The sequence below is a fragment of the Micromonospora sp. M71_S20 genome (genome assembly GCF_003664255.1).
GTDB lineage: Bacteria > Actinomycetota > Actinomycetes > Mycobacteriales > Micromonosporaceae > Micromonospora.
In genome coordinates, this window is the sequence record NZ_RCCV01000001.1 from 4,704,073 (window position 1) to 4,717,414 (window position 13,342).

A 13,342-nucleotide genomic window follows, 5' to 3' on the forward strand; every position below is an offset into this window, starting at 1 on the left:
GCCCGCCACGCCCGCGCCTTCCCGCCGCGCGGGCTTGTTGCAAATCTCTGGCAACAACATCTGGACGCGGCCCGTCTCCGTAACTAGCCTGGCCCACATGAGTCCTTACATCACGGATGTCGCGGCCTGGCAGGAGAGCTGGGACCGCCAGCAGGAGGCGTACCTGCCGGACCGGGAGCACCGGTTCACGGCGATGCTCGACGCCGTCGACGCGGTCCGCGACGACGACCGGCTGCGGCTGCTCGACCTGGCCGGCGGCACCGGCACCATCTCCGACCGGGCGCTGCGCCGCTTCCCCCACGCCGAGGTGACCCTGGTGGACCTCGACCCGGCGCTGCTCGCCCTCGCCCGCGCCTCGCTCGGGGACCGGGTCACCGTCGTCACCGCCGACCTGAACCGGCCCGACTGGCACGCCGCGCTCCCCCACCGCGAGTACGACGCCGTCCTCACCGCCACCGCGCTGCACTGGCTGCCGGGCGAGCGGCTCGAACGGCTCTACGCCGAACTGCGCGACCTGCTGCGGCCGGGCGGCATCCTGGTCAACGCCGACCACATGCCCGACGACGCCCTGCCGCAGCTCACCAAGCGCCTGCTCGACCGGGCCCGGGACCGGCGGGCGGCCCGGTACGCCGCCGGCGCCGCGCTGTCCTGGTCGGAGTGGTGGGACCGGGCGGAAGCCGACCCGGCGCTGCGGCCGCTCGTCGCGCAGCGGCGCGACATCTACCCGAGCGGGCACAGCCCGGAGTGGACCCCGCCGGTCTCCTGGCACCTGTCCGCGCTGACCGCCGCCGGCTTCGCCGAGGTGGGCACCGTGTGGCGGGGCGGCCCCGACGCCGCCGTCGCCGGGGTCCGCTGACGCCCCGACGACGGCCGCGCCGGACGCTAGGCTGACGGGCGCGCGCCGAGGTCACGCCCGTGGCACCGGCGGGGAGGGCGAGGTGACCGGACCGGATCCGCGGGTCGACCCCGACGTCGACCTGCGCGTACCCGCCGACCGGGGCGAGCTGGCCGCCCGCCCCGGCGCGGTGCTCGGCTCCGTCGCGGCCGGCGGCGCGCTCGGCGCCCTGGCCAGGGCCGGCCTCCAGCACGCCGTCCCGCACGGCCCGACGGGCTTTCCCTGGGCCACCTTCGCCGTCAACCTGACCGGGTGCCTGCTGATCGGCGTCCTGATGGCGACGCTGGAGCGCTCCGCCGGCCGCCGACCGCTGCTGCGGCCGTTCCTCGGCGTGGGCGTCCTCGGCGGCTACACCACCTTCGCCACGTACGCGGTGGACGTCCGCCTGGCGCTCGACGCCGGCGCACCGGAGGTGGCCCTGGGCTACCTGGCCGCGACCCTGCTCGGCGCGCTGGTCGCGGTCTGGCTCGGCGACGCCGTCACCGGCCGGCTGCTCGACGCCCCCCGCCACGGCCGGCCGGCGCGCGGGGCCGGCCGGTGACCGTCCTGCTGATCGCGCTCGGCGCGGCCGTCGGCGCGCCCCTGCGTTACCTCACCGACCGGGCGGTGCAGGCCCGGCTCGGCGGCGCCTACCCGTGGGGCACGCTGACCGTCAACGTGGCCGGATCGCTGCTGCTCGGTCTCCTGGCCGGGCTGCCCGTCGGCCCGACCGCCGGCGCCCTGCTCGGCACCGGCTTCTGCGGCGCGCTGACCACGTACTCCACCTTCGGGTACGAGACGCTGCGGCTGGCGCGCCGGGGCCGGCGGTTCCTCGCGCTGGTCAACGTGCTGTCCAGCGTGGCCGCCGGCCTCGGCGCCGCCACCGCCGGCTTCGCCCTGGCCCGGGCCGTCGCCGGCTGAGCGGGCGGTTCAGCGGCCCGGGTCCGCCGGCCCTTCGGACAGGCGCAGGTCGACCACCGGGCCGAGGACGAAGACGGCCGGCGGGGCGATCCGCTCCCGGGCGGCCACCGCGCCGATCTCGTCCAGCCGGGCGGTCACGGTGCGCTGGTCGGGATGCCCGGCGTCCTGCACGGCCAGGACCGGAGTGTCCGGGGCCCGGCCGTGCTCGACCAGGACCGCGGCGATCTTGTCCACCGTGTCCACGGCCATCAGCAGCACCAGGGTGCCCCGGGCCCGGCCCAGCGCCGCCCAGTCGACCAGCGAGTCGGGGTGCCCGGGCGGCAGGTGCCCGGAGACGACGGTGACGTCGTGCGCGACGCCCCGGTGGGTGACCGGCACCCCGGCCAGGGCCGCCGCGGCGACCGCGCTGGTCACCCCGGGGACCACTGTCACGTCCACCCCGGCCGCCGCGCAGGCCTGCACCTCCTCGTGGCCGCGCCCGAAGACGTACGGGTCGCCGCCCTTGAGCCGCACCACCCGCCGCCCGGCGCGGGCGTGCGCGACGAGGGCGGCGTTGATCGCGTCCTGCCCCATCGCGGGTCCCCGGGGCACCTTCGCCGCGTCGATGACCTCCACCCCCGGGCGCAGCCCGGCGAGCAGTCCACGCGGGGCGAGCCGGTCGACCACCACCACGTCCGCCGCGTCCAGCAGCGCCCTGCCCCGTACGGTGATCAGATCGTCCGGCCCGGGCCCGCCACCGACCACGGCGACCTGGCCTCGGCGCGGGCCGGGACCGTGGTGGGCGTGGCCGTGCCCGTGGTGGTCGTGATGGTGGTGGTCGTGCCCGTGGTGGTGGCCGTGGCCGCCGACCGGGTCGTCGGGGTGGTCGTGCGGCGTCTGCGGCCGGCCCACCTTGTCGGCGAAGCCCGGCATCAGCACCCGGTACGCGCAGGTGTCGCAGTTCATCCGGATGTCGCCGCGACGCGCCTCGGCGTGCCGTTCGAGGACCAGGTCGGCGAGCGCGTCGCAGTCGCCGATCAGGTCGGCCACCCGCACGTCCAGCTCGGGATGGGCGGCGGCGAACGCGGCCGACTGCGCGACGATCCGGTCCGGCAGCACCCCGGCGAAGAGGAAGTACGGCGCGACGACGATCCGCCGGGCGCCGAGCCGGCGCAGCCGGTCCAGCACCGCCGGCACCGAGGGCTCGGCCAGCGAGACGAAGCCCGGCTCGACGCCGGCGTAGCCGCGACCTTCCCAGAGCAGCCGGGCCACCTTGGCGACCTCGGCGTTGGCGTCCGGGTCGGTGGAGCCGCGCCCGATCAGCGCCACCCAGGTGCCGGCCCGGTCGTCGCCGGCGAGGGCGGCGTCGACGCGCTGCTCCAGCGCGGTGTGCAGCAGCGGGTGCGGGCCCAGCGGCCGGCCGTAGACGTAGCTGAGGCCGGGATGGCGCTCCCGCTCGCGGGCCAGCGCGGCGGGGATGTCGCCCTTGCCGTGCCCGGCGGCGGTCAGCACCAGCGGCAGGGCGACCAGCGCGCGGTGCCCCCGGTCGACGAGCGCGCCGACCGCGTCGGTCAGCGGCGGCCGGGACAGCTCGATGAAGCCGCCCTCGACGTCGCCGAGGGTGCCGGCGGCGCGGCGGCGCACCCGCTCGACGAACGCGACGAACTGCTCGACCCCGGCCGCGCTGCGCGTGCCGTGCCCGACGATGACCAGAGCGCTCACTGTTCCTCCTCCACGTACAGCAGGGCGTTGAGGGCGGCGGCGGCGACCGCCGAACCGCCCTTCTCGCCCCGGTTGGACACCCCGGGCAGGCCGCTGGCCCGCAGCGCCGCCTTCGACTCGGCGGCGCCGACGAAGCCGACCGGCAGCCCGACGACCAGCGCCGGCCGGGCGTCCAGGGTGATCAGTTGCTCCAGTGCGGTCGGCGCGCAGCCGACCACCCAGACCGCGCCCGGACCCACCCGCTCCAGGGCGATCCGCACCGCCGCCGCCGACCGGGTGATGCCGGCCGCCCTGGCCAGTTCGGCGGCGGCGGGCTCGGCGACCGGGCAGACCGTGTCCCGCCCGGTGACGCCCGCGGCGACCATCGCCACGTCGGTGACCACCGGCGCGCCGGCGCGCAGGGCGGCCAGCCCGCCGGCGAGGGCCGCCTCGTCGCAGACCAGGTCGGCGACGTAGTCGAGGTCGGCGCTGGCGTGCACCACCCGCTCGGTGACGGCCCGGGTCAGCGGCGGCAGGTGGCTCAGGTCGACCCGGGAGCGCAGGATCCGGTAGGACTCCCGCTCGATGGGGTGCACGACCCGGCTCACTGTCGCACCTCCGTCGCGGCCACGCCGTAGCGCTGGTCGTAGCGGCCCAGCTTCCACAGCGCCACCGCCCCGGCCCAGGCGAGCACGAACAGGGCCACGACGGCGTACCCGAGCTGCTCGAAGTGCCCGGCGATCCCCGCGTACCCGGACAGCGCCGACACCCCGAGATGGTCGACCAGCAGGCCGGCGGCGTAGACGCTGGCGACGAGGGCGCCGACCAGCACCGTCACGGCCGTGGTGGCCAGGTTGTAGTAGAGCCGACGGGCCGGCTGCCGGTACGCCCACGAGTAGGCCCGGCTCATCAGCAGGCTGTCGGCGGTGTCCATGGCCGACATGCCGGCCGCGAAGAGCAGCGGCAGGGTGAGCAGGGCGAGCACCGGTAGCCCACCGGCGGCGGCAGTGCTCGCCGACAGGGCGAGCAGGGTCACCTCGCTGGCGGTCTCCAGGCCGAGGCCGAAGAGGAACCCGACCGGCGCCATGTGCCAGGAGGAGCGCACGAGCGCCCGGGCCCGGGAGCCGAGGACGCGCTGCACCAGCCCTCGGTTGAGCAGGTGCAGGTCCAGCTCCCGCTCGTCCAGGTCGCCGTGGCGCAGCCGCCGCCAGAGCCGGGCCAGGCCGGCCAGCACCGCCGCGTTGAGGGCCGCGACCAGGGCGAGGAAGACGGTGGCGGTGAGGATCGCCACCGTGGCGCCCACCTCGCGCGCCTCGGCCAGCCCCGGCCCGGCGAGATTGGCCGAGGCCAGGCCGACGACCAGGGCCAGCAGCAGCACCACCGCGCTGTGCCCGAGCGCGAAGAAGAAGCCGACGCCGACCGGGCGCCGCCCGCGCAGCAGCATCAGCCGGGTGGTGTCGTCGATCGCCGCGATGTGGTCGGCGTCGAAGGCGTGCCGCACCCCGAGCAGGTACGCCAGCGTGCCGGCCCCGGCGAGGCCGCCGGCCGCGGCCGGCTGGTCGTTCCAGTACAGGTAGAGGCTCCACCCGGCGACGTGCAGCACGGCGACGGCCAGCACGATGCCGCCGAGGCGTACCCGTTCGGCGCGGCTCCACGGGCCGGCCGGTGGTGCGGCGCTGAGCGCGGTCGAACTCATCTGGTCCCTCCACGTTCGTCGGTGTCCGTGGCGCGGATCGCGTCCACCGGGCAGATCTCCAGGCATTCCAGGCAGCCCGTGCAGCGGTCGGCGCGCACGGCGAGGCCGCCGGGCACCGGCCGGATCGCGTGCGTCGGGCAGGTGAGCAGGCAGGCGCCGCAGCCCTGGCAGGCGCCGATGGTCACGGCCGCCACCGGTACCCCCTCGGGGTGACCATCCGGCCGGCCACGATCCGGGTCTGGCTGCTGCCCACCACCACGACGCTGTACATGTCGACCAGCGCCGCATCGAGGGTCGCCAGGGTGGCCAGGTGCACCCGCTCGCCGGCCCGGCTGGCGTTGCGCACCACCCCGACCGGGGTGTCCGGCGGCCGGTGCGCGGCGAAGACCTCCAGCGCCGCGCCGAGCTGCCAGTCCCGGGCCCGGCTGCGCGGGTTGTAGAGCAGCGCCACGAAGTCGCCCTCGGCCGCGGCGGCCACCCGGCGGGCGATGACCTCCCACGGCGTGTGCAGGTCGGACAGGCTCAGGTAGGCGTGGTCGTGGCCCAGCGGCGCGCCGAGCAGGGCCCCGGCGGCCAGCGCGGCGGTCACCCCGGGCACGCCGAGCACGTCGATCCGCTCGTCGGCGTACTCGAGGGCGGGGCTGGCCATCGCGTACACGCCGGCGTCGCCGGAACCGACCAGCGCCACGGCGTGACCGGCGGTGGCCTCCGCGACGGCGGCGCGGGCCCGTTCCTCCTCGGCGCCGAGCCCGCTGGCGAGCACCCGGGTGCCGGGGCGCAGCAGGTCGCGCACCTGCTCGACGTACTGGTCCAGGCCGACGACCACGGCGGCGCGGCGCAGCTCGGTCACCGCGCGGGCGGTGCGCAGGTCCGCCGCGCCGGGGCCGAGGCCGACGATCGCCAGCCGGCCGCGCGGGGCGTGCCGGGCGACGGCGACGGTGGCCATCGCCGTGGCGGTCTTCGGCACCAGCAGGTCGGCGCCGCCGCCGAGCAGCGCCGCCGCCTCGGCGACGCTGGGGGTGCCGACGGCGGCGCGGACCACCTCGCTGGGGTGCGGCACGTCGACCGCCGCCAGCTCCGCTGCCGGATGCGTCACCAGCGGTACGCCGAGCGCGTCGGCGGTCGCCCGGATGCCCGCCTCGTCGGCCTTTATGTCGGCGCTGGCGAGGTGCCGCAGGCTGGCCGGGCTGAGGCCGGCCTCGGCGAGCACCCGGTCCAGCAGGCCGCGCACCTCGGCGGCGGGCACGCCCCGGCTGGACCCGACGCCGGCGACAAGCGACGGGGGCCGCAGCACGGCGGTCCGGTCGTCGAGCGGCACCACCCGGTCGGTGACCAGCAGCCGGTGCCCGCCGTCGACCGCCGGCCCGGCCGGCCCGGACCCGACGCCGCCCCGCCCTGCGTCCACTGGACCAACGGGCGCGGGGGTCGCCGGCCCGACGGACGCGGATGCCGTCGGACCGGCGGGGATCGGCGGCCCGGCGGACGCGGAGGAGTGCGGGCCGGCGGGGGCGGGGCGCACGTTGTCGGGCAGGGCGGGCAGCGGCCAGGTGGCGTCGGCGACGAGGGTCACCGGCTCGCCGTCGAGGATGGCGCGGCCGACGGCGGCGACGGCGCCCTCGACGGGCCAGCCGAGGGTGTCCAGGCCGGGCAGGCCGACGGCGTCGGTGGCGGTGGTGACCACCGGGTGCGCGTCGAGCAGCGCGCCGACCCGCCCGGCGAGGTCGTTGCCGCCCCCGGCGTGGCCGCCGAGCAGCGCGACCGCGTGCCGGGCCGCCTCGTCGACCACCACCACGGCCGGGTCGCTGCGCTTGTCGCCGAGCAGCGGCGCGAGGATGCGCACCACCGCCCCGGTGGCCAGGAACGCCACCACGGCGTCGTACCCGGTCCAGGCGGCGCGCAGCGCGTCCGCGACGGTGTCCGCCGTGACGACGCGGGCGTGCGGCCAGGCGTCGGCGAGGGTGCGGGCGTGCCGCCGGCCGGCGGCGGTGGCGGCGACGAGCCCGATGCGGTTCGGCTGGTCCGTGGCGGCGGGCGGGTGGTTCACGGGCACTCCCCGGTGAGGACGACCACCGGGTTGGTGGCCGCGAGTCGGACGGACCCGCCGGGCAGGTCGGCGAGGCGGGCGGCGGAGAGCTGGACGCCCTGCACGTCGTAGCCGGCGGCGCGCAGCAGCCCGACGGCGGGGGCGACCCGGTCGACGGCGGCGAGGGCGGCCACCACCCGCTCGGGTCGGCGGTGCGCCACGGCGGCGAGCACGTCGGTGCCGCCGCCACCGACGAAGACGGCGTCGGGATCGGGCAACCCGTGCAGCGCCCCGGGCGCGGCGCCGGCCACCACCCGGACGTCGACGCCGTGCCGGGCGGCGTTGGCGCCGACGGTGGCCCTCGGGTCGCGGTCGACGGCGATCACGGCCGCGCCGAGCAGGGCGCACTCGATGCCGACCGAGCCGCTGCCCGCGCCGACGTCCCAGACCAGCCGGCCGAGGCGGGGACGCAGCCGGGCGACGGCGAGGGCGCGTACCTCCGACTTCGTGATCATGGAATCGCGGTGGTCGTAGGCGGACTCGGGCAGCGCCCACCCGCCGGCCGGGGCGGCGGCCGGCTGGTTGTCCGCCCGCATCCCGGCCGCGCCGGGCTCACCGGCGAGGCTGAGCAGCACGTGGGGGTCGGCCCAGTCGCGGCCGGCGGCCTGCTCTGGGGTGGTCTCGGTGATCCGTTCGGCGTCGGTGCCGAGGTGTTCGGCGACGACCAGGCGGCGCGTCCAGCCGGTCAGCCCGGCGCCCAGCTCGGCGGCCCCGGCGCCCGGGGCGGTGAGCACCGCGACGGCGGGCAGCGCCCGGCAGGCGTTCAGCGCGGGCCGGGGGTCGCGGCCGTGCGCGGTGACCACGGCCGCGCCGTCCCACGGCAGGCCCGCGCGGGCGAACGCGGCGGCCACGCTGGACACGGCCGGCAGCACCCGCAGCGGCAGCCCGGCCGCCCGCAACGCCCGGACCACCCCGAACAGTCCGGGATCGCCGCTGGCCAGGACGACGGCGGGACTCCCGGCGGCGACGGCGTCGGCCAGCCGCCCCAGCGCGGGCGCCAGCGGCCCGAGGGCGACGGTGTCGGCGTCGGCCGGCAGGCGGACGGCGGCCAGGTGCCGGGCCGCGCCGACCACCAGCCGGGCCCCGGCGAGCGCGGGCGCGGCGGCGGGGTGCGCGGGTCCGCCCGCGACGTCGATGCCGACCACGGTCACCGCCGGCCCGACGCCCGCGACCGGCTGTCCGGCGGTCACGCCGCCCACCGGCCCGAGGACGCGACCACCCGGTCGCCGGCGAAGTCGACCATGGCGACGTCGACGGTGACGGCACCGCCGGCGAACCGGACCAGCACCTGCCGCACCCGCTGGCAGAGCAGGTCGCCGGCGGCGCCGAGCAGCCCGGCGGCCTCCCACAGCTCGTACGCGTGCCGCCCGGTGTTCGCGGCGGTGACCGCCGCCACCAGCGCGGGGTCGCCGCCCGCCTCGGCGGTGACCGCCCCGAGCAGCGAGAGGTCCACCTTGGACCGGGTGTAGTGGGTCATCAGGATGCCGGCCGCGAGCTTGGCCAGCTTGCCGGCCATCCCGACGAAGACCACGCCGGTCATCCCGTCGCCCACGGCGGCGGTGACGGCCGCGCCGGTGAAGTCGCCGACCTCCACGAAGCACACCTCGGGCAGCTCCGGCAGCAGCGCGCGGGCGGCCCGCTCGGTGCGCCCGCCGGTGCACAGCACCACGGTCCGCTCCCCCTGGGCGGCCATCACGTGCACCGCCTGCACCACGCTGGCCCGCCACGACGCGGTGGAGAACGGGCGGACGACGCCGGTGGTGCCGAGGATGGAGATGCCGCCGAGGATGCCGAGCCGGCGGTTGGTGGTCTTGCGGGCCATGATCTCGCCGCGCGGCACGCTGACCACCACCCGGACGCCCACCTCGGTCAGGTCGACGACCTCGGCGACGGCCTGGCCGATCATGCGGCGCGGGGTCTCGTTGATGGCCGGCCCGCCGACGGGCAGGCCGAGGCCCGGTCTGGTGACGGTGCCGACGCCCGGCCCGCCGTCGAGGCGCAGCCCGGGTGTGTCCCGCCAGCTCACGGTGGCGGTCAGTTCGGCGCCGTGCGTGACGTCCGGGTCGTCGCCGGCGTCCTTGACCACCACCGCCTCCGCCCGCGCGCGGCCGTCGACCTCGCAGCGGGCCACCGGGAAGCTGACCCGCCGCCCGGCGGGCAGCCCGATCTCCACCTGCCGCTGCGGCACGCCGGTGACCAGGGCGGTCAGCGCCGCCTTGGTCGCCGCCGTCGCGCAGGCGCCGGTGGTCCATCCGGTGCGCAGCGCGGTCGGCCGGACCTTCGCGGTACGCGGCAGGTCCGGCTCGCGCAGCGGCGGCTCGGCGTACGTCATCAGGCGCGCCCGTCCCCCGGTGTCCCGCCGCCGGCGCGGGCGCGGCGCAGGTCGGCGCGGGCGGCCGGCTCGGCCCGGCGGAAGGTGTGGAAGTGCCCGGGGTGGTAGAGGTGCGAGCGGGTGCCGGCGGCGGCGAGCGCCGGGCCGACCAGGAAGAGGGTGTGCTTCCAGAGCTTGTGCTCCTTGACGGTGGCCTCCAGGTCGCCGAGCGCGCACCGCACCACCAGCTCGTCGGGCCAGGTCGCCTGGTACGCCACCACGACCGGGGTGTCGGCCGGGTACCCGCCGGCCAGCAGCTCGGCCTGCGCCTGGCCGGAGCGGGCGGCGGAGAGGAACAGGGCCATGGTGGTGCCGTGCCGGGCGAAGTCGCGGACCCGCTCGCCCGGCGGCATCGGGGTCTTCCCGCCCTCCAGCCGGGTGAGGATCACGGACTGGGCGACCTCGGGGATGGTGAGTTCCCGGCCGACGATCGCCGCGACGGCGGTGAACGACGAGACGCCGGGGACGATCTCCACGGCCAGCCCGAGCGCCCGGCACAGGTCGAGCTGCTCCTGCACCGCGCCCCACAGCGCCGGGTCGCCGGAGTGGATCCGCGCCACGGTCAGCCCGTCGGCGGCGGCGCGCTGGTAGAGCGGCAGCACGCCCTCGATCGGCAGCCGCGACGAGTCGACGATCTCCGCGTCGGCGCGGGCGTGGGCGAGCACGTCGGCGTGCACCAGGCTGGCCGCCCAGACCACCACGTCGGCCGCGCCGATCACCCGGGCGGCGCGCAGGGTCAGCAGGTCCGCCGCGCCGGGGCCGGCCCCGACGAACCACACCTTGCCCGTGCTGGTCGGCCCGCCGTCCTCGGCGTGGCCCGCGATCGGCCCGGTGCTCATAGCTTTCCTCCCCTACGGTCCCGGCGGGCCGGGACCAGCAGCGTCGACAGGTACGGCAGTTCGTCGGCCGCGTCGGCGACCGGGCCGATCCGCTCGCCGGGCAGCCCGAGGCCCCGGCCCAGCACGGCGTCGCCGAGGCGGCCCTGCCGGCGCAGCTCGGCGACCAGCTCGGCGTGCCGCCGCCAGCCCTTGTAGGCCACGACGGTGCCCGGGCCGGCGAGCGCGTCGGCGAAGAGCGCCAGCCCGGCGGTGGCCGGCAGCAGGGTGAGCGGCTCCCGGCCCTCGCAGAGCGGCACGCCGCTGCGCGCCGCGAGGTCCTGCATCGCGGTGATGCCGGGGACCGTGCGCACCTCGACCGCCGGGCGCAGGGCGCGGACGCCCTGCGCGAGGTAGCCGAAGGTGGAGTAGACGTTTGGGTCGCCGATGGTGGCGAAGACGATCGCGCGGGCGCCGCCGTCGACCGCGTCGAGCACCGCCCGCGCGGCGTCGTCCCAGGCGCGTTCCCGGCGGGCGGTCACCCCGCCCCGGTCGTCGAGAGCGAACGGCAGCCGGCGCAGCCGGCCCGGCGCGACGTGCGCGGCCACGGTGGCCTCGGCCCGGCCCGGGGGCGCGTCGCCGGCCGCGGCGAGCCGGTCCAGCACGGGTACGAACACCACGTCGGCCTCGGCGAGCAACCGGGCCGCCCGCAGGGTGAGCAGCTCGGGGTCGCCGGGACCGACCCCGACCCCGGTCAACGTCGCCGCACCGTCGCGCCCGGTCACCGGGCCGCCGCCTCGACCAGGCGGCGGGCGGCGTGCGGGTGGCCGGCCCAGTGCGTGTGCAGGTAGGAGGCGTGCACGCGGCCCGCGACGAAGCCGTGCTCGGCGCCGTCCCAGCGCCACGCCGGCCGGTCGCCGTGCCCGGGGTCGGTGACGGTGCGGTGGAACTCGTGGCCGCGTACCGGGTCGCCGGGGCGGTGCAGCGGGGAGCCGGTGACGGCGACGGCGTCGCGATAGCCGAGGGTGAGCCGGTCGGTCATCCGGGCGGCCAGGTCCAGCCGGCCGCACATGGGCACCCCGTCGAGGTGCCGGCCGAGGTAGAGCAGGCCGGCGCACTCGGCGACCACCGGGCCGTCGAAGTCCGCCAGCTCGGCGCGGAGCGTGGCGTTGTCGGCGAGCTGCGGCGCGTACGCCTCGGGGAAGCCGCCGCCGACGACCACCGCACGGGTGCCGGCGGGCAGGGCGGGGTCGCGCAGCGGGTCGAAGGGGGCCACCGTGGCGCCGGCGGCGGCGAGCAGCTCGGCGGTCTCGGCGTACGAGAAGGTGAAGGCCGGCCCGCCCGCGACCGCGACCACCGGACGTCCGGCGCCGGCGGGGCCGCCGACAGCGGCGGCCGGGTCCCAGGCCGGGGCGTGCAGCGGACCCGCGGTGCGGGCCAGGTCGAGCACGGCGTCCAGGTCCACGGTGGCCGCGACGAGGTCGGCGAGGGCGGCCACGATCGCCAGGGACTCCGGTGCCCGCTCGGCGACCGGCACCAGCCCGAGGTGGCGCGCCGGGGCGGCGACCTCGACGGCGCGGGCCACCGCCCCGAGCACCGGCACGCCCACCTCGGCGAGCGCGTCGCGCAGCAGCGACTCGTGCCGGGGCGAGCCGACCCGGTTGAGGATCACCCCGCCGATCCGCACGCCGGGGTCGAACGCGGCCATGCCCAGGGCGAGCGCGGCGGCGGAGCGGCCCTGGGCGGTGGTGTCCAGCACCAGCAGGACCGGGGCGTCGACCAGCCGGGCGACGTGCGCGGTGGAGGCGTACCCGCGGCGGCCGACCGCGCCGTCGTGCAGCCCCATCACGCCCTCGACGACGGCGATGTCGGCGGGCGTCGGGGTGCCGGCGCCGTGCCGCAGCAGCGGCGCGATCCGCTCCTCGCCGACCAGCCACGGGTCGAGGTTGCGGCCGGGGCGGCCGGCGGCCAGCGCGTGGTAGCCGGGGTCGATGTAGTCGGGGCCGACCTTGTGCGGGCTGACCACCAGACCGCGGCGGCGCAGCGCGGCGAGCAGCCCGGTGGCGACGGTGGTCTTGCCGTGCCCGCTGGCGGGCGCGGCGACCACCACGCGGGGCAGCGCCCACGCGCCGCCGTGGTCGCCGGTCGCGTCGCTGTCCCGGGCGCCGCCGGTAGGGTCGGCGTCGGTGGACGGTGCGCCGCCGACCGGGTGTCCGGCCGGCGCGGTGGGGCCGTCGGGACCGCGCGGGTCGGTGCGGCGGCCGGGGCCGGTCACCATTCGATGCCCTTCTGGCCCTTCTGGCCGGCGTCCATCGGGTGCTTGACCTTGGTCAGCTCGGCGACCAGGTCGGCGGCCTCCACCAGACGCGGGTCGGCGTCCCGGCCGGTGATCACGACGTGCTGGAAGCCGGGGCGGTTCGCCAGGGTGTCGACCACCTCGGCCACGTCCACCCAGCCCCACTTCATCGGGTAGGTGAACTCGTCGAGCACGTAGAGGCCGTACCGCTGCGCGGCCAGGTCGCGCTGGATCTGCCGCCAGCCCTCCAGGGCGTCGGCGGCGTGGTCGGCCTCGCCGCCGCGCTGGATCCAGGACCAGCCCTCGCCCATCTTGTGCCACGCGACCGGGGCGCCCTGCCCGGTGCGCTCGTGCACCTCGCCGAGGGCGCGGAAGGCGTTCTCCTCCCCCACCCGCCACTTGGCGCTCTTGACGAACTGGAACACCCCGACCGGCAGCCCGGCCGTCCAGGCGCGTAGGGCCAGCCCGAACGCGGCGGTCGACTTCCCCTTCATCTGCCCGGTGTGGACGATCAGCAGCGGCCGGTGGCGCCGCTGCCGGGTGGTCAGCCCGTCGACGGGCACGTGGGACGGCTTCCCCTGCGGCATCAGGCGACACTCCTCTTCT

General features: G+C 78.0%; 13 protein-coding genes and 2 pseudogenes. 3 read left to right on the top strand and 12 right to left on the bottom strand.

From position 1 onward, the window contains the following. Nucleotides 1–97 precede the first annotated feature (97 nt). The 3 genes from DER29_RS20210 to crcB all read left to right on the top strand — a co-directional run bounded on the left by DER29_RS20210 (nucleotide 98) and on the right by crcB (nucleotide 1,795). Entirely contained in the window at nucleotides 98–856 is a 759-nt protein-coding gene (locus DER29_RS20210; protein WP_121398754.1) for a trans-aconitate 2-methyltransferase, read from the top strand. A gap of 82 nt (nucleotides 857–938) precedes the next feature. After that, on the top strand, nucleotides 939–1,436 hold the full coding sequence (locus DER29_RS20215) for a CrcB family protein (RefSeq protein ID WP_121398755.1): 498 nt from the start codon (nucleotides 939–941) through the stop codon (nucleotides 1,434–1,436). After that, on the top strand, nucleotides 1,433–1,795 hold the full coding sequence (gene crcB / locus DER29_RS20220) for a fluoride efflux transporter CrcB (RefSeq protein WP_121398756.1): 363 nt from the start codon (nucleotides 1,433–1,435) through the stop codon (nucleotides 1,793–1,795). The genes DER29_RS20215 and crcB overlap by 4 nt, the downstream gene beginning before the upstream one ends. 9 nt (nucleotides 1,796–1,804) lie before the next feature. On the opposite strand, the gene cobA is transcribed toward crcB, so the two are convergent. From cobA to cobO, 12 genes and pseudogenes are all read right to left on the bottom strand, one after another. Next, nucleotides 1,805–3,496, bottom strand: coding sequence for a uroporphyrinogen-III C-methyltransferase (cobA, locus tag DER29_RS20225; protein WP_121398757.1), 1,692 nt, complete (start codon nucleotides 3,494–3,496; stop codon nucleotides 1,805–1,807). Then, on the bottom strand, nucleotides 3,493–4,083 hold the full coding sequence (locus DER29_RS20230; RefSeq protein ID WP_121398758.1) for a precorrin-8X methylmutase: 591 nt from the start codon (nucleotides 4,081–4,083) through the stop codon (nucleotides 3,493–3,495). The genes cobA and DER29_RS20230 overlap by 4 nt, the downstream gene beginning before the upstream one ends. Next, a complete protein-coding gene (locus DER29_RS20235) occupies nucleotides 4,080–5,171 on the bottom strand; it encodes a HoxN/HupN/NixA family nickel/cobalt transporter (RefSeq protein WP_233599954.1) in 1,092 nt (363 codons plus the stop codon). The genes DER29_RS20230 and DER29_RS20235 overlap by 4 nt, the downstream gene beginning before the upstream one ends. Continuing rightward, a complete protein-coding gene (locus tag DER29_RS20240) occupies nucleotides 5,168–5,365 on the bottom strand; it encodes a 4Fe-4S binding protein (protein ID WP_088999938.1) in 198 nt (65 codons plus the stop codon). Before DER29_RS20240 ends, DER29_RS20235 begins: the two co-directional genes overlap by 4 nt. Further along, nucleotides 5,353–6,555: pseudogene (cobJ, locus tag DER29_RS36325) on the bottom strand (precorrin-3B C(17)-methyltransferase); the annotation flags it as partial. The pseudogene cobJ and the gene DER29_RS20240, both read right to left, overlap by 13 nt. Before the next feature lie 288 nt (nucleotides 6,556–6,843). Beyond that, nucleotides 6,844–7,221, bottom strand: a pseudogene (locus tag DER29_RS36330) (precorrin-3B C(17)-methyltransferase); the annotation flags it as partial. Continuing rightward, nucleotides 7,212–8,453, bottom strand: coding sequence for a precorrin-6y C5,15-methyltransferase (decarboxylating) subunit CbiE (cbiE, locus tag DER29_RS20250; protein WP_121398761.1), 1,242 nt, complete (start codon nucleotides 8,451–8,453; stop codon nucleotides 7,212–7,214). The gene cbiE and the pseudogene DER29_RS36330, both read right to left, overlap by 10 nt. Continuing rightward, nucleotides 8,441–9,586: a cobalt-precorrin-5B (C(1))-methyltransferase gene (locus DER29_RS20255; protein WP_121398762.1), complete on the bottom strand. Its 1,146-nt coding sequence runs from the start codon at nucleotides 9,584–9,586 to the stop codon at nucleotides 8,441–8,443. The genes cbiE and DER29_RS20255 overlap by 13 nt, the downstream gene beginning before the upstream one ends. Further along, nucleotides 9,586–10,464: a precorrin-4 C(11)-methyltransferase gene (cobM, locus tag DER29_RS20260; protein ID WP_121398763.1), complete on the bottom strand. Its 879-nt coding sequence runs from the start codon at nucleotides 10,462–10,464 to the stop codon at nucleotides 9,586–9,588. Before cobM ends, DER29_RS20255 begins: the two co-directional genes overlap by 1 nt. Continuing rightward, on the bottom strand, nucleotides 10,461–11,225 hold the full coding sequence (gene cobI / locus DER29_RS20265) for a precorrin-2 C(20)-methyltransferase (RefSeq protein WP_121398764.1): 765 nt from the start codon (nucleotides 11,223–11,225) through the stop codon (nucleotides 10,461–10,463). The genes cobM and cobI overlap by 4 nt, the downstream gene beginning before the upstream one ends. Continuing rightward, nucleotides 11,222–12,718 (bottom strand): cobyrinate a,c-diamide synthase, encoded by a 1,497-nt coding sequence (locus DER29_RS20270; protein ID WP_121398765.1) that lies wholly within the window; start codon nucleotides 12,716–12,718, stop codon nucleotides 11,222–11,224. Before DER29_RS20270 ends, cobI begins: the two co-directional genes overlap by 4 nt. Beyond that, nucleotides 12,712–13,323: a cob(I)yrinic acid a,c-diamide adenosyltransferase gene (gene cobO / locus DER29_RS20275; RefSeq protein WP_121398766.1), complete on the bottom strand. Its 612-nt coding sequence runs from the start codon at nucleotides 13,321–13,323 to the stop codon at nucleotides 12,712–12,714. Before cobO ends, DER29_RS20270 begins: the two co-directional genes overlap by 7 nt. Nucleotides 13,324–13,342 lie beyond the last annotated feature (19 nt).